This window comes from Stenotrophomonas sp. Sm6012, from assembly GCF_030985895.1.
Lineage (GTDB): Bacteria > Pseudomonadota > Gammaproteobacteria > Xanthomonadales > Xanthomonadaceae > Stenotrophomonas > Stenotrophomonas forensis.
This window is the reverse complement of record NZ_JAPTFX010000050.1, coordinates 1-22,688: the sequence shown is the minus strand read 5'-3', so window position 1 is coordinate 22,688 and position 22,688 is coordinate 1. Positions and strand designations below refer to the sequence as shown.

Below are 22,688 nucleotides of genomic sequence, written 5' to 3'. Positions count from 1 at the left end.
ATTGAAATCAAGCGCGACGCATCCGGGGATTCATGCCGGCCGCGGGCCGGCAAAACCCTTCACCTGCCGCGCGCACGATCTGCCGCGGCGGCATCGATGGCTTCAGGCAGATCCGTCTCGCGATCGATCTGCGGGAAGTGGCGGCGCTCCATGCGGCGGATGGCGAAATGCATCCAGGCCAGTGCAGCGGCCACCAGCACGAACAGCAGCATGAAGCAGCTGCTCCAGATGCCCAGCGCATCGTTCAGCGCACCGAACACGATCGGCAGGATGAAGCCACCGAGGCCGCCGATCATGCCGACCACGCCACCGACCGCGCCGACGCGATCCGGGTAGTACACCGGGATGTGCTTGTAGACTGCGGCCTTGCCCAGCGACATGAAGAAGCCCAGCACGAACACCAGCACGGTGAACAGCACCACGCCGATGGCCAGGTGGAAGTGGATCGGGCCGTGGATGCCCTTCACCACGTACTCGGTGTCCGGGTAGGCCAGCAGGAAGGTGCAGATGGCCGAGACGCCGAAGGTCCAGTACATCACCCGGCGCGCGCCCATCCTGTCCGACATCCAGCCACCGACCACGCGGAACAGGCTGGCCGGGATCGAATAGCACGCCGCCAGCATGCCGGCGGTGCCCACGTCCATGCCATAGGCGCCCACCAGGTAGTGCGGCAGCCACAACGCCAGCGCCACGAAGCCGCCGAACACGAAGAAGTAGTACAGCGAGAACCGCCACACCTGCAGGTTCTTCAGCGGCGCCATCTGCTCGGCGAACGGCACCGGCTTCACGCCTTCGCGGCGGCGCTGCTCCAGCGACGGGTCTTCCTTGCTGAAGAGGAAGAACAACACGGCGGTGACGGCCAACGCCACGGCCCAGACCTTGGCCACCATGGTCCAGCCGGCGGCCACCATCACCAGCGGCGCCAGCAGCTTGGTCACCGCCGAGCCGATGTTGCCGGCACCGAAGATGCCCAGCGCGGTGCCCTGCTTGCTGGCCGGGAAGAACTTCGACACGTAGGCCACGCCGACCGAGAAGTTGCCGCCGGCGATGCCCACGCACAGCGCAGCGAACAGGAACTGGGTGTAGGTCTGCGCATAGGTCAGCATCCAGGTGGCCACGGCACCGCACAGCATCACCAGCACCATCACCTTGCGGCCACCGAACTGGTCGGACCAGATGCCGAGGAACACGCGGCTAACCGAACCGGTCAGCACCGGGGTGGCGATCAGCAGGCCGAACTCGGTGTCGTTCAGTCCGAGCTGCTGGCTGATCTGGATGCCGATGATCGAGAAGATCATCCACACGGCGAAACACACGGTAAAAGCGAAAGTGCTCAGCCACAGCGCACGCTGCTGCTGCCCGGCACTGGCGGGGGCAAGAGCCTGGTTCATGGGGTCTCCTCGTTCAAGGTGGATCAGCCGATATCCGCTTCAGCTTCGATCTCTTCCAGCCCGCGCACCGGATAGCGTTCCTGCAGCTGCAACAGGTAGGCCTGCACCTCGCGCTGGCGCACCTGCAGCTCCAGGTAATCACGCAGCTGCGGCAGCACCGCTTCGAATGGCTGCGGCTGGCCTTCCTCGCGGGCATCGACGCAGACCACGTGGTAGCCCCAGCGCGATTCCACCGGGAAGCCGGCCAGGCCTTCGCGCAGGCGGAACACCTGGCGATCGAACTCCGGCGTGGTCTGGCCCCGCTGCAACCAGCCAAGGTCACCGCCCTCGCTGCTGGAGGGGCAACGCGAATGGCGCAGGGCGAAATCGGCGAACAGGTGCGGCGATTCCTTCAGCAGCCCCACCAGCCGCTCACCCTCGGTGCGTGCGGCAAACCGCCCGGCCACGTCGTCGGCCGGTGCCGCCAGCAGGATATGGCGCAGTCGCACACGATCGGGCGAGCGGAAGCGCTCCGGGTTCTGCTCGAAGTAACGGCGGCAGTCCTCGTCGGTCGGTACACGGTCCTCGATCGCATCTTCCAGCAGTTGCTGGATCAGCACTTCTTCATCGCTGACCCGGCCACCCTCGGGCGCCTGCAGCCCCAGCCGCTGCGCCTCCAGGCGCAAGAGCTCGCGCACCACCAGTGCACGCGCTGCCTCGGCGCGTGACTGTTCCGGGCGCATCGCCCGATGGTGCTGCATCTCGCGGGCGATCTCGGCCTCGCTGATGGCGGTCTCGTCCACGAACAGCCGGCACGGTGCCGGCTGCCCGAGCGAACGCGGCCCCTGCTCCGCCGCATCGTGGTGGTGCGAATGCGCCTCGGCGGGCACCGGTGCGGCGGAGTCGATCACGGTGATCGGCAGGAATTTCGGCAGGCTGCCCATGGCTCACTCCCGCGGCCCATAGCGCAGCGTGGCCTGGCGCCGGCGCACCACCTGGTACGGCCGCCACAGGTAACTGATCGGAATGCTCCACACATGCACCAGGCGAGTGAACGGCGCGATCAGGAACAGGGTCAGGCCCAGGAAGATGTGCATCTTGTAGACCCAGCTGACGCCTTCGATGTAGTCGGCGGCACCGGCACGGAAGGTCACGATGTGCTGGGCCCATTCGGCCAGCTGCACCATCACCCCGCCGTCCAGGTGGCCGGCCGAGATGCGGATGCTGTACAGGCCCAGGCACAGCTGGGCGAACAGCAGCACCAGCACCAGCGTGTCGCCAAAACTACCGGTGGCACGCACGCGCGCATTGAACAGGCGGCGTACCAGCAGGATGCTGATGCCGATGAAACACAGCGCGCCGAACACACCGCCGACCACCATCGCCAGCATCTGCTTCTGCGAGGAGGTGATGAAGTGCTCGTACACCGCGTGCGGGGTCAACAGTCCGACCAGATGGCCACCGAGGATGGCCAGGATGCCGATGTGGAAGCAGTTGCTGCCGATCCGCATGCCCTTGTCCGACAGCATCTGGCTGGAGCCGGTGCGCCAGGTGTACATGGCCTTGTCATAACGGGCCCAGCTGCCGATCAGCAGCACCGCCACGGCGATGTACGGGTAGTACTGGAAGGCGAATTGATGCAGGGAGTAACTCATGGCTGGACCTCTCGATGCGAAGGACGGGCCGGCGAACGCACGGGCGGCTTGCAGTCTTCGGCAGGGGCTTCGGCGCCGAAGCGCACCGCCTCTTCCTCCCACAAGCGGTCCATGGCCTCGGCGGTATCGTCGCGGACTTCTTCACTGGCACGCTGGCGCAGCGCCTGCAGATCGGCCTTGCCGTCGCCGGCTTCGACCAGGATCTCGAACAGCACCCGATGCGGCAGCTCGCGCTCGGCGGCGCGCGCAGCCAGCATGCCGGCGATGTGGCCGATGTGGTGCAGCCACTCACGGGCCTTGCTGCCGGGCCGATGGGCCAGGAACTCCAGCAGCAGCGGCAGGTAGTCCGGCAGCTCGCGGGCATCCAGCTCGAAGCCATTGCGGCGGTACGTCTCGACCAGATCGACCATGGCCTGGCCGCGATCACGCGATTCGCCATGGATGTGTTCGAACAGCAGCAGGCTCATCGAACGGCCACGGTCGAAACTGGCCAGCCAGGCGGCCTGCGCATCCAGCGCATCGGTACCCAGCAGCTGCTGCACGAAGCTGCGCAGCTGCTGGCGGCGGGCGGCGCTCAGCGCCGGGTCGTCGCAGGCGGCGAGCAGTTCCTCGCCGTGCTGCCACAGTTCCTCACGGGGGTAGTCCAGCAGCACCCCGACCAGCTTGAGCACGCTCATCACACCACCTCCTTGCGGCGGTGGTTGGGCCCCTTGTCCACAACGAACGTGCTGGTGCTGCGCTGGCCGAACAGGTCGGCCGGGCTGTCACCGTTGCAGCCGTTGCCGAAGGTGAAGCCGCAGCCGCCGCGCTCGCCGAAGGCATCGTTGGCATATTCGCGGTGGCCGGTCGGAATCACGAACCGGTCCTCGTAGTTGGCGATGGCCAGGTAGCGGTACATCTCTTCCACCTGGGCAATGCTCAACCCGGTCTGCTCCAGCACAGCGGTGTCTTCCAAGCCGTCCACGTTCTTGGCCCGGCGCCAGGCACGCATCGCCATCAGCCGCTCCAGCGCGCGCACTACTGGCGCCTCGTCACCGGCGGTCAGCAGGTTGGCCAGGTAGCGCATCGGGATGCGCAGCGAAGCCACGTCCGGCAACTCGCCGCTCATGCCCACCCGGCCACGCTCGGCCGCCGACTGGATCGGCGACAGCGGCGGCACGTACCAGACCATCGGCAGCGTGCGGTACTCCGGGTGCAGCGGCAGCGCCAGCTTCCAGTCGATGGCCAGCTTGTAGACCGGCGACTGCTTGGCCGCGTCCAGCCAGCTGTCCGGAATGCCCTCCTTGCGCGCGGCAGCGATCACCGCCGGGTCGTTCGGGTCCAGGAAGATGTCCAGGTGCGCCTGGTACAGGTCCTTCTCGGCGGCCACCGAGGCGGCCTCGGCAATGCGGTCGGCGTCGTACAGCATCACACCCAGGTAGCGGATGCGACCCACGCAGGTCTCCGAGCACACGGTCGGCTCGCCCATCTCGATGCGCGGATAGCAGAAGATGCACTTCTCCGACTTGCCGCTCTTCCAGTTGTAATAGATCTTCTTGTACGGGCAGGCCGACACGCACATGCGCCAGCCACGGCACTTGTCCTGGTCGATCAGCACGATGCCGTCTTCCTCGCGCTTGTAGATCGCGCCCGACGGGCACGCCGATACGCACGCCGGGTTCAGGCAGTGCTCGCACAGGCGTGGCAGGTACATCATGAAGGTCTTCTCGAAGGCGCCGTAGATTTCCTTCTGCACCTGGTCGAAGTTGTAGTCACGCGAGCGCTTGCTGAACTCCGAACCGAGGATTTCCTCCCAGTTCGGGCCCCACTCGATCTTCTGCATGCGTTCGCCGCTGATCAGCGAGCGTGGCCGCGCGGTGGGCTGATGCTGGCTGTCCTTGGCGGTGTGCAGGTTCTGGTAGTCGAAGTCGAACGGCTCGTAGTAGTCGTCGATCTGCGGCAGGTCCGGGTTGGCGAAAATCTTGGCCAGCATCCGCCAACGGCCACCGGCGCGTGGTACCAGCTTGCCGGCGCGGGTGCGCACCCAGCCGCCGTTCCACTTGTCCTGGTTCTCCCATTCCTTCGGGTAGCCGATGCCCGGCTTGGTTTCCACGTTGTTGAACCAGGCGTACTCGACGCCCTCGCGCGAGGTCCAGACGTTCTTGCAGGTGATCGAGCAGGTATGGCAGCCGATGCACTTGTCCAGGTTCAGCACCATCGCGATCTGTGCACGGACCTTCATCACACCACCTCCTTCGCGGCGGCCGGCACGGCCTCGCCGGTCGCTCCTGCGCGTCCTGCGCCCGCGACACTCGAACTTCCCTGCTCATCGTCCAACCAATCGACCTTGTCCATCTTGCGTACGATCACGAACTCGTCGCGGTTGGTACCGCAGGTACCGTAGTAGTTGAAGCCATAGGCCAGCTGCGCGTAGCCACCAATCATGTGGGTCGGCTTGAGCACGATGCGGGTCACCGAGTTGTGGATGCCGCCGCGGGTACCGGAAATCTCCGAACCCGGAACATTGATGATGCGTTCCTGGGCGTGGTACATCATCGCCATGCCCGGCATCACGCGCTGGCTGACCACCGCACGCGCGGCAATCGCACCGTTGACGTTGAACAGCTCGATCCAGTCGTTGTCGACGATTCCGGCGCTGCGCGCGTCATCCTCGCTCAACCACACGATCGGGCCACCGCGCGACAGCGTCTGCATGATCAGGTTGTCGCTGTAGGTGCTGTGGATGCCCCACTTCTGGTGCGGGGTGATCCAGTTCAGCACGATCTCCTTGTTGCCGTTCGGGCGCTGGTTCAACAGCGGCTCCACCGTGCGCGTGTTGACCGGCGGCCGGTAGCCCATTAAGGCCTCGCCGAAGTCGATCATCCACTCGTGATCCTGGTAGAACTGCTGGCGACCGGTCACCGTGCGCCACGGAATCAGCTCGTGCACGTTGGTATAGCCGGCGTTGTAGCTGACGTTGTCGTCTTCCAGCCCCGACCAGATCGGCGAGGAGATGATCTTGCGCGGCTGCGCCTGGATGTCACGGAAGCGGATCGCCTCGTGCTCCTTGCCCACCGCCAGATGGGTGTGCTCACGGCCGGTGAAGGTACCCAGCGACTCCCAGGCCTTCACTGCCACGTGGCCATTGGTTTCCGGCGCCAGGTGCAGGATCACCTCGGCCGCGTCGATCGCGGTCGAAATGGCCGGGCGGCCGTGGCTGACGCCCTCGTCGTGCACGGTGTGGTTGAGCTTGCCGAGGAATTCGACCTCGTGCTTTGTGTCCCAGCTCATGCCCTTGCCGCCGTTGCCCAGCTTGTCCAGCAGCGGGCCCAGCGAGGTGAACTTGCGGTACAGGTTCGGGTAGTCGCGCTCCACCACCGTCATCGACGGCATGGTCTGGCCCGGGATGGCCTCGCACTCGCCCTTCTTCCAGTCGGCCACGCCGAACGGCATGCCCAGTTCGTTGGGCGTGTCATGCAGGGTCGGCACCAGCACCAGGTCCTTTTCCACGCCCAGCACACCCGGCGCCATCTCGCTCACGGTGCGGGCGACCTCCTTGAAGATCTCCCAGTCACTGCGCGACTCCCACGCCGGGTCCACCGCCTTGGACAGCGGATGGATGAACGGGTGCATGTCCGAGGTATTGAGGTCGTCCTTCTCATACCAGGTTGCGGTCGGCAGCACGATGTCCGAGTACAGCGCGGTGGTGCACATGCGGAAGTCGAGCGTGACCAGCAGGTCCAGCTTGCCCTCCGGCGCCTCGTCACGCCACTTCACTTCCTCCGGCTTGATCGCGCCCATCTCGCCCAGGTCCTTGCCCTGCAGGCCATGGCGCGTGCCGAGCAGATGCCGCAGCATGTACTCGTGGCCCTTGCCCGAAGAACCGAGCAGGTTCGAGCGCCAGATGAACATCATGCGCGGATGGTTCTGCTGCGCATCCGGGTCGGCGAAGGCGAAGTCCAGCGAGCCATCCTTGAACTTGCCCAGCGCATAGTCGGCCGGGGCCACGCCGGCCGCTTCCGCCTCGCGCACCAGCTGCAGCGGATTGCGGTCCAGCTGCGGCGCGCACGGCAACCAGCCCATGCGCACGGCGCGCAGGTTCAGATCGGCCAGGCTGCCGCTGTACTTGCTGGCATCGGCCAGCGGCGAGAGCAGCTCGTCCACCTGCAGCTTCTCGTAACGCCACTGCCCGGTGTTGAAGTAGAAGTATGAGGTGCCGTTCATGTGCCGCGGCGGGCGACTCCAGTCCAGGCCGAACGCCAGCGGTTGCCAGCCGGTCTGCGGGCGCAGCTTTTCCTGGCCCACGTAATGCGCCCAGCCGCCACCGGTCTGGCCCACGCAACCGCACATGATCAGCATGTTGATCAGGCCGCGGTAGTTCATGTCGTTGTGGAACCAGTGGTTCATGCCCGCGCCGACGATGATCATCGAACGGCCGTGGGTCTTGTCGGCGGTACGGGCGAACTCGCGGGCGATCTCGATCACTTCCGCACGCGACACGCCGGTGATGCGCTCCTGCCAGGCCGGGGTGCCCGGCACCATGTCGTCGAAACTGCGCGCCACGTTGCCGCCGCCGAAGCCACGGTCCACGCCGTACTGGGCCAACAGCAGGTCGTAGACCGTGGCCACCAGGGTGTCGCCGCCGTCGGCGAGGGCCAGGCGACGCACCGGGATGTTGCGCTCAAGTACCTCGTCGGCCGGTGCTGCGGTCCAGCCGTCGGTCTCGATGCCGCCGAAGTACGGGAAGCTGACCGCCTCGATGCCTTCACGGCCCTCGGTCAGGCTCAGCTGCAGGCGCGTATCGGCGCCGTTGCTGGCCTTCTCCTCGATGTTCCACTTGCCCTTTTCACCCCAGCGGAAGCCGATCGAGCCATTCGGCACCACGATCTGGCCGCTGGTTTCGTCATAGGCCAGGGTCTTCCAGTCGGGGTTGTTGGCTTCGCCCAGCCCACCAAGCTCGCTCGCGCGCAGGAAGCGGCCCGGCACCAGCCGGCCATCGTCGCGACGTTCCAGGCGCACCAGCATCGGCATGTCCGAGTACTGGCGGCAGTAGTCCTGGAAGTACTGCGAAGGCGAATCGACATGGAACTCGCGCAGGATCACGTGGCCGAAGGCGAAGGCCAGTGCCGCGTCGGTGCCCTGCTTGGGGTGCAGCCAGTGGTCGGTCAGCTTGGCCAGCTCGGAATAGTCCGGGCAGATCGCCACCGTCTTGGTGCCGTTGTAGCGCGCCTCGGTGAAGAAATGCGCGTCCGGCGTGCGCGTCTGCGGCACGTTCGAGCCCCAGGCGATGATGTAGCGGCTGTTGTACCAGTCGGCCGATTCGGGCACGTCGGTCTGCTCGCCCCAGATCTGCGGCGAGGCCGGCGGCAGATCGCAGTACCAGTCATAGAAGGACAGGCAGGCGCCGCCCAGCAACGACAGGTAGCGTGCGCCCGCGGCGTAGGACACCATCGACATCGCCGGGATCGGCGAGAAGCCGACCACGCGATCCGGGCCGTACTGCTTCACCGTGTACAGGTTGGAGGCCGCAATGATCTCGTTGGCCTCTTCCCACTGCAGCCGCACGAAGCCGCCCATGCCGCGGCGGGTCTTGTACGAACGCGCCTTTTCCTTGTCCTCGACAATGCTGGCCCAGGCATCCACCGGGGCCTTGCTCTTGCGCGCTTCGCGCCACAGGCGCAGCAGCGTGCCGCGGATCAGCGGGTACTTCAGCCGGTTGGCGCTGTACAGGTACCAGGAATAGCTGGCGCCACGCGGGCAGCCACGCGGTTCATGGTTGGGCAGGTCCGGGCGCGTACGCGGGTAATCGGTCTGCTGGGTTTCCCAGGTGACCAGGCCATTCTTGACGTAGATCTTCCAGCTGCACGAGCCGGTGCAGTTGACGCCGTGGGTGGAGCGCACGACCTTGTCGTACTGCCAGCGGGCGCGGTAACTGTTTTCCCAGTCGCGGCCCTCGCTCTTGGCAAATCCATGACCATCGGCAAAAGACTGGGGGTCACGCTTGAAGAACTGCAAGCGATCAAGGAAGTAACTCATCGGGGGTCTCCCTTTGCGGACATCTGCAACGTGGCTGTGGTGTTCATTGGCTGCGGTGCGTTTTCATGTTGTCAGCAGGGTGTCTCGGCACCGCGCCGGTAGTACCACCACCAGGTCACGGCCAGGCAGGTGATGTAGAAAACAACGAATCCGTACAGCGCCATGTCGGGGCTGCCGGTCAAGGTGATGGACGAGCCGTAGCTCTTGGGGATGAAGAAGCCGCCATAGGCGCCGACCGCGCCGGAGAAGCCGACCACCGCGGCCGACTCGATGCTGGCCTGGTGCGCGGCCGCCGCCTTGCCTTCGGCGCTGTCGTTGGCCGACCAGCGCTCGTGCAGGGTGCGGAAGATCACCGGGATCATGCGGAAGGTGGTGCCGTTGCCGATGCCACTGAGCACGAACAGCGCCATGAAGCTGAGCAGGAAGCCATGGAAGTTGCCGCCCTGGCCGTGGCTGGGCAGGAAGTGCAGCACCCCGAACACGGCGGCGATCATCAGCGCGAACACCCAGAAGGTCAGGCGCGCGCCGCCCCAGCGGTCGGCCAGGCTGCCGCCCACCGAGCGCATCAACGCGCCCAGCAGCGGGCCGATGAAGGCGTAGGCCAGCGGATTCACGTCCGGGAACTGGCTCTTCACCAGCATCGGGAAGCCGGCCGAGAAGCCGATGTAGGAACCGAAGGTACCGATGTACAGCCAGCACATCAGCCAGTTGTGCTTGCGGCGGAAGATCACCGCCTGCTCGGAGAACGACGAGCGCGCGCTGGTCAGGTCGTTCATGCCGAACCAGGCCGCAACCGCACAGATCGCGATCGCCGGCACCCAGATGAAACCTGCGTTCTGCACGAACAGCGACGCCCCGCCCTCCACCGTGGGCTGCGGCGCACCACCCAGCGCACCGAACACGCCCACGGTGATCACCAGCGGAATCACCGCCTGCGCCACCGACACGCCCACATTGCCCAGGCCGGCGTTCAGGCCCAGCGCCAGGCCCTGCTTCTGCTTGGGGTAGAAGAAAGAGATGTTGGACATCGACGAAGAGAAGTTCGCACCGCCAAATCCGCACAGGATGGCGATGACCACGAACACCCAGTACGGCGTGGCCGGGTCCTGCACCGCGAAGCCCAGCCAGATCGTCGGCGCCAGCAGCGAGGCGGTGGACAGCGCCGTCCAGCGGCGGCCACCGAAGATCGGAATCACGAACGAATAGAAGATGCGCAGGGTCGCGCCGGACAGGCTGGGCAGCGCCACCAGCCAGAACAGCTGGTCGGTACTGAAGTTGAAGCCGATCTTCGGCAGGCTGATCGACACCGCCGAGAACAGCACCCAGACCGAAAAGGCCAGCAGCAGCGAGGGAATCGAGATGACCAGGTTGCGGGTGGCGACCCGCTTGCCGGTGCGCTCCCAGTAGCCGGGGTCTTCCGGCGTCCAGTCGCTGATGACGCGACCCGGACGGGAGGTGCTGCGGACAACAGAATCGCTACCGACGGTCATACATGGCTCCAAGGCTGTGGAATGACGTGGGTACTGCGTTTCAAGTTGTGACCCGTCGTCATGAAGCCATTAGGCCGTGCAGCACGGACGACGGGGTTGATCTGGATCAATCAGGAACGGGTTTCCACCCTGCCCCTGACAAATGTCAAACCGATGAAGCCGTGCTGCGGCGGGCTACCCCGCGCTGGCGCACGCTGTCGCGTACATCCACATCGAACTGCAGCTGAAGCTGGCCGCCCTCTTCCAGGGCGATGTCGAACGGCAGGCCATCACGGCACGGCAGGCGTGCCGCCAATGCCTCCACCGCATTGCGCGGCAGCACCAGGCGGCAGAAGGTGCCGCCGTCCAGCAGCACGGGCTGCTCGCCAGCATGCAGCGAGACCGCCATGCCCCAGCCATCGATGCCGCCAAAGCGGGTCATGTTCTCGACCGATTCACCGGCCAGCAGGCGCGCCAGCTCGGCCTCGTCCAGGCGAAGCCGTACCGACTGGTCCTGCAACTGCACTTTCATGACGCAACACCCTCCCATTGTTCGGGGGTATTGCAGTTGACCAGTCCGGCCTCGTCAACCGGGGCCAGGGCGACGGTGTTCACGCCCAGGCGGCGCTGCAGCGCCTGCAGCGAGCGCGGGCCGCCGGGGTCATCCAGCATCGATGCCAGCGCGGCCCGGCAAGCATCGTCCATATTCAGCAGCATGGGCAGGGGGTGGCCCGCAAAGATCGTACACGGACTGCGATGGCCGTCACGCAATTGATGTAACAGGCGCGGGGGCAGCAGCGGCGTATCCACCGGTACCACCCAGGCCGGGCCATCGGGCATGCGCATGGCCACACCATGGAGCCCGCCCAACGGGCCACAGCGCGCCACCTGGTCGGGGATGCCGCCGAAAGCCGGATAGTCGCCGCTTACCCAGACCCGCTTGGCACCAGCCTGCAACAACAGGCCGCGCATGTGCTCCAGCAGCGTGCGCCCCTGCCACGGCAGCAACGCCTTGTCGCGGCCCATGCGGCTGGACAGGCCGCCGGCCAGCACGATGCCGTCAATGGTGGTGGTGGTCGTGCGCGTGGTCATGGGCATGTGCGGGCTCGCTGTCCGCATGGCAGAGGCTGCACCCCTCGCTCCATTCGCTGTCGCCGTCCTCGTAATGCTCCTGCTTCCAGATCGGGCACTGGTGCTTGACCGCTTCGATCAGCTGCCGGCAGGCACGGAAGGCCTCGTCACGGTGCGGGCTGCCGGCAGCCACCACCACCGCCACGTCGCCGATACCCAGGCGGCCCTTGGCGTGCGCCACGTACAACTTCAGTTTCGGCCCGAACGCCGCCTCCACGTCCGCGGCCAGGCGCTTGAACTCGTTCAGCACCAGCGGCTCGAACAGGTCGTAGGTGATGCCGGTCACCGGCCGGCCGATATTGACGTCACGCACCTTGCCGATGAACACATCGATGCCGCCAAAACCCGGATCGGATACCGCAGCGATGCCCTCGGCCGGATCGATCGCCGCCTGCGCGCGGTCCATCACCTTCGCGATGATCTTCTCGCTCATGGCTCAGCCCCCGCTTACCGGCGGCAGGATCGCCACCCGGCCATCGTCGGGCAGTGCCTCGTGGTCGCGCAGCACGCGTTGCTGGTCTGCAAATGCCGAGTAATCCAGCAGGCCGGCGCGGAAACCCGGCCAACGCACCGGCAACAGCTCGCGCAGCGCCTGGCGCAGGTCGGCCACGGTGCCACCAGCCACCTCGACCGCGATTTCGCGGCTGGCATCCAGATCGGAAAAGGCACCGAACAACTGCAGATTCACCTGTTTCATCATCACTCCTGGCTCACCAGCTGCACCGGTTCGTGGTGACCCCAGCCCTGCACGCGCACGTAGGTGCCCGCGTTGGCCAGGTCTCCCTCGGCCTCCAGCACCACCCAGGCGTTGGCCTGCAGCATCGACATCAAACGGAACGATTCCTGCCCGGACAGCACGCGCGCACTCAGTCGCCCCTGCCCGTCCACTTCCACCCGCGCACGCGCATGGAAGCGCAGCCCCGGCGGCTTGCGTACGTCGGCCTGCAACGGCAGCTGCAACACGGTTTCCGGTGCCAGCCGCAGCAGGCGGCGCAGCACCGGCTCCACGAAGAAGCGCTGGCCGACGGCGGCCGAGACCGGGTTGCCGGGCAGGCCGAAGTACAGCGCACCATTGGGCAGCACCGCGAACAGCAGCGGTTTGCCCGGGCGGATCGCCACCTTGTGGAACACGATGCGCGCACCGCGGCGACGCAGCGCATCGGGAACGAAATCGTAGCGGCCGGCCGACACCGCGCCGGTACTGACCAGCAGCTGCGCACCTGCGGCCAGCGCTTGATCCAGCACCGCGTTGAACGCGGCCACGTCATCGCCCACGGTGCCCTGCCAGACCACCTCGGCACCGGCCGCCTGCAGGCGACCCACCAGATACGGACGGTTGCTGTCACGGATCTGGCCCGATTCCAGCGCCTGCGCGGCCTCGGTCACCAGCTCCTTGCCGGTGGCGATCACAGCGGCCTTCGGCCGCGCCACCACCGCCACCTCGCCCACGCCGATGGCGTGCAGCAGGGTGCGGGCGTTGATATCCAGCACCTGCCCGGCCTGCAGCACGCGCTCGCCGTCGCTCACGTCCTGCCCGCGCAGGCGCACGTGCTGGCCCGGCTTCACTGGCGACTTGAGGGCGATGCGGGTCGGGCGGCCGTCCTCGCTGGCGAGGATCTCCACATTCTCGATCGGCACCACGGTATCCAGTCCAGAGGGCATGCGTGCGCCGGTCATGATTTCCCAGGTACCCTCGCCGCCCTCGGCACCGGCATCGCCGGCGGCCTGCCAGCCCTGCACCGCGAACTCGGTACCCGCGTCGAACGCAGCACCGTTGGCGCGCAGCGCGAAGCCGTCCATCGCCGAGTTGTCGAACGGCGGCAACGACTGCCCGCTGTGGATATCGCTGGCCAGGGTGCGTCCACCCGCCTCATGCAGTGGCAGGCGCTCGGCCGGCAGCGGCGTGGACGCGTCCAGCAGGTGCTGCAACGCTTCGCTGTAGGCGATCATGCGGCGCTCCCATGGGTGTGGCCACCGCCGTCGACCATCGCCAGCGCGTGGCCCAGCACCGGCGCCAGGATGTCCAGGCACTGCGCCGCCGCCTTCGGGCTGCCCGGCAGCGCGAACACCAGCATGCCGCCCAGCTGCACCACCTCGGCCCGGCTCAGCCACGCCATCGGCGTGTGCTGCGCGCTCAGCGCCCGCACCATCTGTGCCAGGCCATGCACCGGCCGCGCGTTCAAGGAACGCAGCGCCTCCGGGGTCAGGTCACGCGGGCCCAAGCCGGTACCACCGGTGCACAGGCACAGGCGCACACCGTCGGCGGCCAGCGCCTGCAGCCGGCCGGCCACCGGCTCGATGCCATCGGGCAGCACCTCGGCCGCCACAACCTCACCACCCAGCTTTTTCACGCCGGTCACCAGGGTCGGGCCAGAGATATCTTCATAGGTGCCCTCGCTGGCGCGATCACTCAGCGTGATCACCGCGCAGGCCGCGCCCTCCAGACCCTTCGGTGCACGCGGCTTGAAGCGCGCGCGCTCGGCCTCGTCCATGCCGTCGGGGTGCAGCCACACACCGCGCTTGCCACCCTCTTTGAACAGCAGGCGGATGCCTTCGATGCGCAGCGCCGGTTCCACCGGCTTGCTCAGGTCGTACAGGGTCAGCAGCGCCGCGTTGACGCCGGCCAGTGCCTCCATCTCCACGCCGGTGCGCGCCTCGCTGGCGCACTCGCACCACACGCGGATCGCCTGCCGTTCCGGTACCGGCGCGCAGAACACCTGCACCAGCTCCAGCGGCAACGGGTGGCACAGCGGCATCAGCATCGAGGCCATCTTTGCGCCCTGCAGGCCGGCAATCTCGGCCATCACCAGCGCATCGCCCTTGGGCAGGCGGCGCTCGACAATCAGCGGATACGCCACCGGACCGGCATGCAGCTCGCCCACCGCCACCGCACGGCGGCGGGTGATGCGCTTGTCGCGGACATCGGCCATATGGAAGGCCGCATTCAATTCCCCACTCATCGTGTTGCTCATCCTCCGATCGAGGCCAGGTGCGGGGTCAGCCCGGTCTGGCCCTGGTGCAGGCCATGCCCGGCCGCTTTCAGGCCAAGCTGGGTGGTGATGCGCGCCAGCAGCGCGTCATGGTCATCGTCGCTCTGCAGCAGCGGGCGCAACGGCACGCCGAACTCGCCGAACAGGCACAGCCGCAGATCGCCCTTGGCGGTCACCCGCAGGCGGTTGCAGCCCTTGCAGAAGTCACGCGAATACGGGGCGATGATGCCGATGCTGCCGCGATGGTCGGGGTGGCCGAACTCGCGCGCCGGACCGGCATCGGCAGCACGCGGGCGTTCGTGCCAGCCAGCGGCCAACAGCTGCTCGATCACCACGTCGGCACGCAGGTGGTGGCGCTGGAAATAGGCTTCGTTGTCGCCGGTGCGCATCAGTTCGATGAAGCGCACGCTGAAGGGACGGTCGCGCAGGTAGTCCATCCACTGCGGCAGCTCGTCGTCGTTCAGGCCGCGCAGCAACACCGCATTGAGCTTGATTGCCGGCAGGCCCAGTGCCTGCGCCAGGGCCAGGCCCTGCTCGATCTCCGGCAGGCGGTCGTGCCCGGTAATGACCTTGAAGCGCTCGCGCTGCAGGCTGTCCATGCTTACGTTCAGCGCGGTCAGCCCCGCCCGGTGCCAGCCCGGCAGGCGCCGCGGCAGCAGCGTGCCGTTGGTGGTGATGGCCACCTTGCGGATGCCCGGCACCGCCGCCACGGTGGCGATGATCTCGTCCAGCTCCTTGCGCAGGCTGGGCTCGCCGCCGGTCAGCCGGATCTTGCTCATGCCCAGCGCGGCAAACGCGCGTACCAGACGCGCGATTTCATCCACCTGCAGGAAGCGCGGGCGGCCATCGGCCTGGTAGCCATCGGGCAGGCAGTAGCTGCAACGGAAGTTGCAGGCTTCGGTCAACGACAGGCGCAGGTACGGAAAGCTGCGTCCGAAACCGTCGGTGAGTTGGCTCATGGCTGGTCCACCTTGTTGCTCCACCGTCTTGCCTGTGCCCGGAACGGCCCGGAAACCCTCGTCTGCTGGAACGATTGCCAGAGTACGCGGCCATCAGTTCCATGGGCATGACTTAAATCAATCGTCTTCGGCCCCGCACGGCAGGCGTTGTGGCAGCATGCGGCTTTCCGTGCAGCGGGCGTGTGACAACCCTCATGATGATGAATGATTTCCAGCAGCTGCTGCACGCCGCAGGCCAGCAGGCTGAACCGCAACGCTTGCTGTTCGTATTCGTGCGCGCCGAGCTGCCCGAGTCGCCCACTGACGACCAGCGCGGCCGGCATGACCGCCGCGAGGGCGGCACCCTGTCGCCGGTGCTGTGCGTGGACAAGCTGCCCGCCGAAGTGCCCAGCTTCCAGGCGCTGGCGGCTGAATCGACCACCACCGGCATCGACTGGGACCTGGTGTTCGTGGCCGCGCTGGACGGCCGCGCCGGGTTCGCCCCCAACAGCGATGAGGCCGCGCGCCCGCTGAAACTGATGGTCAATGCCATCCATGACGGTCAGATCGGCCGCTTCGCCGCCTTCGACCGGGGCGGCGAGCCTGTTCAGTTCTATTGACCCACCAGCTGCAGGGTCAGGAAGAAGATCACCAGCACGGTGTTCAGGCCCCAGGCCACGGTCAGCCCGCGCGCGGCCACGCCCAGGTTGGGATTGTGTGCGCTGGGCGCCGCCCGCCAGACCGCCGGGATGATCCAGCCGGTATAGAGCAGCAGCGCGGCAAACACCCCCAGCAGCAGCGGCGTGCGCCCGTTGGCCAGGGCCCAGACGGCCACGGCCCACAGAATGTTGCTGGGAATCACGCCCTGCAGCCAGAACACACTCCAGAGGCGTGAACGGCCTTGGGTGCCAGGGGACGGGTGCAGCGAAGCGGTAGCGGTCATAAGTCTCCTTCTGGTTAGGAAACGTGCTCGGGCAGCCTGCGCTTGGCGGATGGGAACGTCAAGATGGGGCCGGCAGGCATGGCCCGGCGGCACGGGAGAGCACTACCCTGCACAACGCCGTCCCTCATGCTGGCGTCGCAAAGGCAGCGTACTTTCGAAACCGGATACGCCGATCAACACCCGCGCTCATCTCTATCACCCAGGAAGGAACTTCGCGTGTCAACCGCCAGAACGGCCGTCTTCGCCCTCTGCTTGTCCGCTTGCCTGCCGGCCTACGCCGCGCAGAATGCAGCCGCCGACATCAAGGCCATCGAACAGGTGGTCGAGTCCTTCCGTACCTCGCTGATCAACAAGGACAAGCCGACCTACATGGGCCTGTTCTTTTCGGACAAGGCGGAAGACATCGGTTGGCAGTACGTTTCCGAGGACGCGCGCCTGCAGGACATCCGCAAGGCCAAGCCCGATGCGATCAAGGCGCGGAAGATTCCCGCCAATAATTTCATCGCGCTGATCGATGGTGCCGTAGCGTCGCCGAAACCGAGGGAGGAAAAATTCTCCAACACGAAGATCGAGGCCGATGGCGATGTGGCTTCGGTGTCGTTTGACTACAGCTTCCACGACGATGGGGTGAAGACCAACTGGGGCAAGGAGATGTGGCAGCTGATCCGCACCGAACAGGGCTGGAAGATCTTCTCGGTGATCTATTCGATCCGCGATTCACGCAGCCCGGCGGACTGAATCGCCAGCGGCCGCGCCCGGCAGTTCCTGCGTAGCTGGGTGGCTCGGCCCTTCGCAGTACTACGTCGGCTGAGCGCAATGCTAACGAGGGTCCGACGCTTTCCCGACGCCCGTCTGCACATCCTGTCGTGAGGTCAATTCATGGCAGGACCGGCATGCAGCCACCTCACCCCAGGGACAGCGGCAAGTATCCACATGGCAAGACCGGCCTTCGCCGCATCTTCCACACGCTGATCCATTCACGCGACGGCTTCATCGCCACCTTCCGGGGCGAGGCGGCCTTCCGGCAGTTGCTGCTGTTGCATGCGCTGCTGATGGTCGCGGCGTTCGTGCTGGACATCAGCACGATCGAACGGGCCGTGGTGCTGGCCGTCTGCTTCATCAGCCTGCTGGTGGAGCTGCTCAACTCGGCCATCGAAGCCGTGGTCGACCGCATCTCGCTTGAGCACCACCCACTGTCCAAGAACGCCAAGGACATGGGCAGCGCTGCCCAGACCACCGCGCTGCTGATGGTCGGCACGGTGTGGGGCGTGATCCTGCTGGGCTAGGTCACGCCCGAGCCGCCGGGCATGACCCGGCGCCCCCCTGGGCGGATGTCCTACTGCGTGGCCAGGGCGAAATCCAGGCCCGCACACACCGCCGCCACCTGCGCGTCGTTGCATTCCTGCGGGTTGGTGCGCGGACTGTCCGGGTAGACCTCGGTGGTGGTGGCAAATCGCGCGTCGGTGAAGCCGGCGCAAGCGCCGATCGAACGCGATTCACCCCAGACCACGCCCGGCGACTGCAACGGCAGGCCGACCAGGTTGCCCTCGGCATCGGCCGGGGCAATGTGGGTGACCGGCGCAACCGCGGCGATCAGCGCCTTCTGGAATTCGGCCTGCGGATCTTCGCTGTTGCCGATCACGTAGAAGCCGTCCGGAATGGTGTCGCGCTCGAACGGCTTGCCGTCGCGGGCGCAACGGGCCGGATCGAACTCGTGCAGGTCGCTGTCGGTGGTCTCGTGCAGGTCCAGGTGCACCAGCAGGTTCGTCTTGCGCTCGGCCACCCAGCGCATCAGCGCGGCGGCTTCCTCGATCTGGCCGCCATCACGGAAGCTGCGGTTCGGGTCGATGGCATCCGGGTTCCAGCGCTGGATGCGCTCGTAGCCCCACGGGCTGACGCACGGCGCCACGATCAGGTTCAGCCGGCCCAGGTAACGCTCGGCCTGCTGCTCCAGGAACTGCAGGGCGCCATGCACGCCGCTGGTCTCGTAGCCATGCACGCCGCCGGTGATCAGCGCGGTCGGCAGTGCCGGGTTCCAGTCGTGGTTGACCACGGCGAACAGCGGATAGTGGTCCGGGGCGTAGTCCAGCTGGCCGTACTGGATCACATCGAAGATGCTGTCATCCAGGCGCTCGAGGGCGGCCACCACGTCGTCGTGGTAGCTGCGCTGGCGCTGCTGGCGGGCCCGCCACTGTGCGCGTTCGGCGTCGCCCCAGGGCTGTCCGGGGGTGCCGATCGGGTAGAACTGCGCAACAGTCATTGGGGAACTCCAGGGTCGAACGGGTGGGTGCAGCCGGACATTCTAAGCCTTGTCGCGCCTGCGGGCCCCCTTCCCCCGGCCCCGCCTTCATCCAGCCGGGGTCATCTGGTTGTAAAATCAACGGTTTTTGGCCCCTCACCCCTTGATGGCGAACGCAGCGCAGCCGGTCCTGGGTGGACCGGAATTCCTCCGCCTGCTCGCCCGTCTCAGCGACGGCGCGATGCCGGCCAGCAGTCCCGCCCTGACCGATCGCCTCGGCCAGTGGGTGGACTGGAGCCGTGCCGTAGCCCTGTCCGGGGCCCTCGGCGGGCGCCTGCCCGAGCCGGGCGAGGCCGCCGAAGCAGTCGGGGATGTGCTGGCCGAATGCGCCCAGGCCCACGCCAGCCTGCTGGCCTCGATCAGCGAGGATGCCGAGGCCGAGCGCCTGCTCGACCTGGCCGAAGCCGCCGCGACGCCGAACTTCGCCTCGCTGCGCCAGCGTTACCGGGTGCTGCAGCAGGCCATCCAGACCGCCACCGGGCGCCTGCGCGGCCGCCTGCGCGACCAGCTGGTACAGGTTTCGCCGGCACTGGCACGGCTGGCCGAGGTCGATGCGGTGATGGAACAGACGCTCACCCCGCGCGAGCACAGCCTGCTGGCCACCGCGCCGGCGGTGCTCGGCGCCCGTTTTGAACGCGTGCACGGCCAGCCGGGCTGGCGCGCGGCCTTCCGCCATGACATGCGCACCCTGCTGCTCGCCGAGCTGCAGCTGCGCTTCCACCCGATCGAAGGGCTGCAAGACGCCCTGCGCTCCCACTGACCGGAACACCATGTCCAGAACTGCTTTCCATGTCGTTGTTTTCCTTGTCGGCCTGCTGGCCGTGTGCTGGATCGGCATTGGCTACGTTTCGGTGCATCCGTTGGGGGCAGCGGTGGCCGCGATCATCGCCGCCTGCTACATCGCCGGTGGCGTGGAGCTGTACCGCTACCGCCAGGCCAGCAACGGCCTGCGCACTGCGCTGAGCGACCTGTCCAGCGCGAAGGAAAGCCTGGCCCCCTGGCTGGAGCGCGTGCCGGTGGGCCTGCGCAACGCCGTGCGCCTGCGCGTGGAAGGCGAGCGCACCGCCCTGCCCGCGCCGGTGCTGACTCCGTACCTGGTCGGCCTGCTGGTGCTGCTGGGCATGCTCGGCACCCTGCTGGGCATGATGGATACCCTGCGCGGCACCGGCCTGGCCCTGCAGAGCGCGACCGACATGGCTGCCATCCGCGGCTCGCTGGCCTCGCCGGTGCAGGGCCTTGCGGTGGCGTTCGGCACCTCGATCGCCGGTGTTGCCAGCTCGGCGATGCTGGGCCTGCTGGCTGCCCTGCTGCGTCGTGACCGCCTGCAGGCCGTGCAGCAGCTGGACCGTGCGATTGCCGGCGACCTGCACCCGTACTCGCAAGCCTGGCAGCGCGCCGAATCGCTGCGCCTGTTGCAGGCACAGTCCGTCGCGCTGCCGGCGCTGGTCGACCGCCTGCAGGCGATGACCAGCAGCTTTGAACAGCACAGTGTGGCTGCCAATGAGCGCCTGCTGGCCGGCCAGACCGAGTTCCTGACCCAGAGCCAGGCGCTGCAGGAACGCCTGGCCGTATCGCTGCAACAGTCGCTGCGCGAAGGTGCCGAAGCCAGCGCCGCCGCCATCGGTGGCGCGCTGCAGCCGATGGCCGAGACCACGCTGGCAGGCCTGGCCAACCATGGCCAGGCACTGCATGCCCGTGTCGAGCAGGCGGTGCAGCAGCAGCTGTCTGGCCTGAGCGACGGTTTCGAGCGCAGCCGCGTCGCTACCGAAGCCAGCTGGGCCAAGGTGGTGAGCGAGCAGACCCAGGCACAGCAGGCGCTGGTGAGCGATCTGCGCCAGCACCTGCAGGCCTTCAGCGATGGCCAGGGCACGCACGCCGAAGCGCTGGTGGCACGCATCGGCGAGCGCCTGCAGGCCGATGCCAGCAGCAATGCCGATGCTTGGCGCGCCGCCGCCGAACAGCAGCAGGCACTGAATACCACGCTGGTCGAACGCCAGCAGCAGGCACTGCTGGCCGCCAGCGAGCATCTGGACGCGCGCGCCGAGGCACTGCTGCAGGCACTGGACCAGCGCCATGCTGCCAGCCAGTCCTTGCTGCAGGAGCATGAAAACCAGCGTTCTCAGGATTGGCGGGCCGCGCAGGCGACCGCCGCCAGCGCGCACGCCGAACTGCAGGCCAGCCTGGACAGCCGCGAGCAGCAGCGCCAGGCGCGTTGGGACGCGGCCAGTGCCGAACTGCAGCAGGCGCACGCCACCCTGCAGGCGCAATTGCAGGCCGGTGACGAACAGCGCCTGCAGCGCTGGAGCGATGCCCTGCAGCACGTCTCCACGGACCTGGCCGAGCGCCTGCAGGCCAACGGCGAACGCCTGGCCGCGCAGCAGCAGCAGGTCTGCGACACGTTGGCCGAGACGGCGCAGCAGATCGGCGAGAACGGCCGCGCCCAGGCCAGCGCCACGCTGGCGGAAGTCTCCACCCTGCTGCAGACCGCCGCCGCCGCGCCCAAGGCCGCCGCCGACGTCATCAACGAGCTGCGCAGCACGCTCTCCGAGAGCCTGGTGCGCGACAACGCGATGCTGGAAGAGCGCGGCCGCCTGCTGGCCACCGTGCAGACCCTGCTGGATGCGATCAACCACGCCTCGCACGAACAGCGCACCGCGGTGGACGCACTGGTGGGCGGCTCGGCCGAGCTGCTGGAACGCGTCGGCAACCGCTTCACCGACCATATCGCCGCCGAGACCGGCAAGCTGGATGGCATTGCCGCAGCACTCAGTGGCAGCGCGGACGACGTTGGCCAGTTGGCCGGCAGCTTCGGCGAGGCCGTCGCGCAGTTCGGCAGCGCTTCCACCGAACTGTCCAGCCGCCTGGAACAGATTGGCGGCGCGCTGGATGCCTCGCTGGCGCGCAGCGACGAGCAGCTGGCCTACTACGTGGCGCAGGCGCGCGAGGTGGTCGACCTCAGCCTGCTGTCGCAGAAGCAGGTGATGGAAGAACTGCAGCAGCTGGCCACGCGCCGCGGCAAGGCCGGCAGCGCATGAGTGACGAACTGGAGGTCGATGGCGGCTCGCACGCCCCGATCTGGGCCGCCTTCGGCGACCTGATGTCGGTGCTGCTGGGGGCCTTCGTGCTGATCCTGGTCGGCGTGGTGGCGGTGCAGCTTGAGCTTTCGCAACGGCTGGACCAGGAAGTGAAGCAGCGCCAGGCTGAGGCCAAGCGCCTGCAGACGCTGGAACAGGCGCTGGCCGGCCCGTTGGCGGCCGGCCGTGTAACCCTGGTCGATGGCCGCATCGGCATCAATGGCAGCGTGCTGTTCGCACTGAACTCCGACCAGCTGCAGCCGGAAGGCCAGGAGCTGCTGCGCAGCCTCGCTGCGCCGCTGGCCGCCTACCTGGGCAGCCGCGAAGAAATCCTGATGGTCAGCGGCTTCACCGACGACGCCCCCGTGCGCGAAGGCAACCGTCGTTTCGCCGACAACTGGGAGCTGTCCGCGCAGCGTTCACTGACCGTGACCCGCACCTTGATTGCCGATGGCGTGCCCGCCGATGCGGTGTTCGCCGCCGCGTTCGGCAGCGAGCAGCCGGTCAGTTCCAATGCCAGCGAGGACGGCCGCGCGCGCAATCGTCGCGTGGAAATCGCGCCGATTCCCAAGCCCAAGGCGCCGGATGCCAAGTAAGCCACCCGCACAAGACAGCCTGCGTGCGCTGGTGCGCGACCTCGATGCGGGGTCACGCTCGCTGCCGCACTACCCGCAGGTGCCGATGCTGCAGCAGGTGCAGCGCGAGTGGTCGGAACTGCGCAGCGAACTGCAGGTGCGCCGCTCGCTGCGCACCGAAGCCCCGGCCGATGGCGGCCCGCTGAACTCGGCGGTGCTGGTGCAGCGC

Annotated in this window: 23 protein-coding genes; 7 read left to right on the top strand and 16 right to left on the bottom strand. The window is 67.2% G+C overall.

The window, feature by feature from the left end; all coding sequences use genetic code 11:
- Nucleotides 1-59: 59 nt before the first annotated feature.
- The 14 genes from O0J73_RS10900 to moaA all read right to left on the bottom strand — a co-directional run bounded on the left by O0J73_RS10900 (nt 60) and on the right by moaA (nt 15,589).
- Nucleotides 60-1,391 (bottom strand): nitrate/nitrite transporter, encoded by a 1,332-nt coding sequence (locus O0J73_RS10900; protein ID WP_053509926.1) that lies wholly within the window; start codon nt 1,389-1,391, stop codon nt 60-62.
- Between the two features lie 23 nt (nt 1,392-1,414).
- The gene (locus O0J73_RS10895) at nt 1,415-2,314 is read right to left on the bottom strand and encodes a peptidylprolyl isomerase (RefSeq protein WP_308308694.1); all 900 of its coding nucleotides are present in this window, start codon (nt 2,312-2,314) and stop codon (nt 1,415-1,417) included.
- A gap of 3 nt (nt 2,315-2,317) precedes the next feature.
- Entirely contained in the window at nt 2,318-3,025 is a 708-nt protein-coding gene (gene narI, locus O0J73_RS10890; RefSeq protein ID WP_006449390.1) for a respiratory nitrate reductase subunit gamma, read from the bottom strand.
- Nucleotides 3,022-3,702: a nitrate reductase molybdenum cofactor assembly chaperone gene (narJ, locus tag O0J73_RS10885; RefSeq protein WP_197564339.1), complete on the bottom strand. Its 681-nt coding sequence runs from the start codon at nt 3,700-3,702 to the stop codon at nt 3,022-3,024. The genes narI and narJ overlap by 4 nt, the downstream gene beginning before the upstream one ends.
- The gene (gene narH / locus O0J73_RS10880) at nt 3,702-5,246 is read right to left on the bottom strand and encodes a nitrate reductase subunit beta (RefSeq protein WP_197564338.1); all 1,545 of its coding nucleotides are present in this window, start codon (nt 5,244-5,246) and stop codon (nt 3,702-3,704) included. The genes narJ and narH overlap by 1 nt, the downstream gene beginning before the upstream one ends.
- Entirely contained in the window at nt 5,246-9,040 is a 3,795-nt protein-coding gene (locus O0J73_RS10875) for a nitrate reductase subunit alpha (RefSeq protein WP_197564337.1), read from the bottom strand. The genes narH and O0J73_RS10875 overlap by 1 nt, the downstream gene beginning before the upstream one ends.
- Before the next feature lie 71 nt (nt 9,041-9,111).
- The gene (locus O0J73_RS10870) at nt 9,112-10,530 is read right to left on the bottom strand and encodes a NarK family nitrate/nitrite MFS transporter (RefSeq protein WP_197564336.1); all 1,419 of its coding nucleotides are present in this window, start codon (nt 10,528-10,530) and stop codon (nt 9,112-9,114) included.
- Between the two features lie 145 nt (nt 10,531-10,675).
- Nucleotides 10,676-11,041: a hypothetical protein gene (locus O0J73_RS10865; protein ID WP_197564335.1), complete on the bottom strand. Its 366-nt coding sequence runs from the start codon at nt 11,039-11,041 to the stop codon at nt 10,676-10,678.
- Entirely contained in the window at nt 11,038-11,601 is a 564-nt protein-coding gene (locus O0J73_RS10860; RefSeq protein ID WP_197564334.1) for a molybdenum cofactor guanylyltransferase, read from the bottom strand. Before O0J73_RS10860 ends, O0J73_RS10865 begins: the two co-directional genes overlap by 4 nt.
- A complete protein-coding gene (locus O0J73_RS10855; protein ID WP_197564333.1) occupies nt 11,570-12,073 on the bottom strand; it encodes a molybdenum cofactor biosynthesis protein MoaE in 504 nt (167 codons plus the stop codon). The genes O0J73_RS10860 and O0J73_RS10855 overlap by 32 nt, the downstream gene beginning before the upstream one ends.
- Before the next feature lie 3 nt (nt 12,074-12,076).
- On the bottom strand, nt 12,077-12,337 hold the full coding sequence (locus O0J73_RS10850; protein WP_049401279.1) for a MoaD/ThiS family protein: 261 nt from the start codon (nt 12,335-12,337) through the stop codon (nt 12,077-12,079).
- Nucleotides 12,338-12,339: 2 nt separating this feature from the next.
- Nucleotides 12,340-13,590 (bottom strand): gephyrin-like molybdotransferase Glp, encoded by a 1,251-nt coding sequence (gene glp, locus O0J73_RS10845; protein ID WP_308308693.1) that lies wholly within the window; start codon nt 13,588-13,590, stop codon nt 12,340-12,342.
- Nucleotides 13,587-14,600 (bottom strand): bifunctional molybdenum cofactor biosynthesis protein MoaC/MoaB, encoded by a 1,014-nt coding sequence (moaCB, locus tag O0J73_RS10840; RefSeq protein WP_197564342.1) that lies wholly within the window; start codon nt 14,598-14,600, stop codon nt 13,587-13,589. Before moaCB ends, glp begins: the two co-directional genes overlap by 4 nt.
- A gap of 8 nt (nt 14,601-14,608) precedes the next feature.
- Nucleotides 14,609-15,589 (bottom strand): GTP 3',8-cyclase MoaA, encoded by a 981-nt coding sequence (moaA, locus tag O0J73_RS10835; protein ID WP_197564331.1) that lies wholly within the window; start codon nt 15,587-15,589, stop codon nt 14,609-14,611.
- Nucleotides 15,590-15,783: 194 nt separating this feature from the next.
- On the opposite strand from moaA, the gene O0J73_RS10830 reads away from it, so the two are divergent.
- On the top strand, nt 15,784-16,188 hold the full coding sequence (locus O0J73_RS10830) for a hypothetical protein (protein ID WP_053509903.1): 405 nt from the start codon (nt 15,784-15,786) through the stop codon (nt 16,186-16,188).
- Here O0J73_RS10830 and O0J73_RS10825 read toward each other — a convergent pair.
- Nucleotides 16,182-16,511 (bottom strand): hypothetical protein, encoded by a 330-nt coding sequence (locus O0J73_RS10825; RefSeq protein WP_006449638.1) that lies wholly within the window; start codon nt 16,509-16,511, stop codon nt 16,182-16,184. The genes O0J73_RS10830 and O0J73_RS10825 overlap by 7 nt on opposite strands.
- Before the next feature lie 216 nt (nt 16,512-16,727).
- On the opposite strand from O0J73_RS10825, the gene O0J73_RS10820 reads away from it, so the two are divergent.
- Both O0J73_RS10820 and O0J73_RS10815 read left to right on the top strand, forming a co-directional pair.
- Nucleotides 16,728-17,249, top strand: a complete 522-nt coding sequence (locus O0J73_RS10820) for a nuclear transport factor 2 family protein (RefSeq protein ID WP_006449639.1) — start codon at nt 16,728-16,730, stop codon at nt 17,247-17,249.
- A 155-nt stretch (nt 17,250-17,404) separates the two neighbouring features.
- Nucleotides 17,405-17,797, top strand: coding sequence for a diacylglycerol kinase (locus O0J73_RS10815; protein ID WP_308308692.1), 393 nt, complete (start codon nt 17,405-17,407; stop codon nt 17,795-17,797).
- 50 nt (nt 17,798-17,847) lie between these two features.
- Here O0J73_RS10815 and O0J73_RS10810 read toward each other — a convergent pair whose 3' ends face one another.
- A complete protein-coding gene (locus O0J73_RS10810; RefSeq protein ID WP_308308691.1) occupies nt 17,848-18,771 on the bottom strand; it encodes a M14 family metallocarboxypeptidase in 924 nt (307 codons plus the stop codon).
- A 145-nt stretch (nt 18,772-18,916) separates the two neighbouring features.
- Between O0J73_RS10810 and O0J73_RS10805 the strand changes: the two genes are divergently transcribed.
- From O0J73_RS10805 to O0J73_RS10790, 4 genes are all read left to right on the top strand, one after another.
- A complete protein-coding gene (locus O0J73_RS10805; RefSeq protein WP_308308690.1) occupies nt 18,917-19,570 on the top strand; it encodes a DUF3348 family protein in 654 nt (217 codons plus the stop codon).
- Between the two features lie 10 nt (nt 19,571-19,580).
- Nucleotides 19,581-21,845, top strand: coding sequence for a DUF802 domain-containing protein (locus O0J73_RS10800; RefSeq protein WP_308308689.1), 2,265 nt, complete (start codon nt 19,581-19,583; stop codon nt 21,843-21,845).
- Nucleotides 21,842-22,480, top strand: a complete 639-nt coding sequence (locus O0J73_RS10795) for an OmpA family protein (protein ID WP_308308688.1) — start codon at nt 21,842-21,844, stop codon at nt 22,478-22,480. The genes O0J73_RS10800 and O0J73_RS10795 overlap by 4 nt, the downstream gene beginning before the upstream one ends.
- The coding region (locus O0J73_RS10790) for a DUF2894 domain-containing protein (protein WP_308308687.1) at nt 22,470-22,688 on the top strand (219 nt) is incomplete at its 3' end. The genes O0J73_RS10795 and O0J73_RS10790, both read left to right, overlap by 11 nt.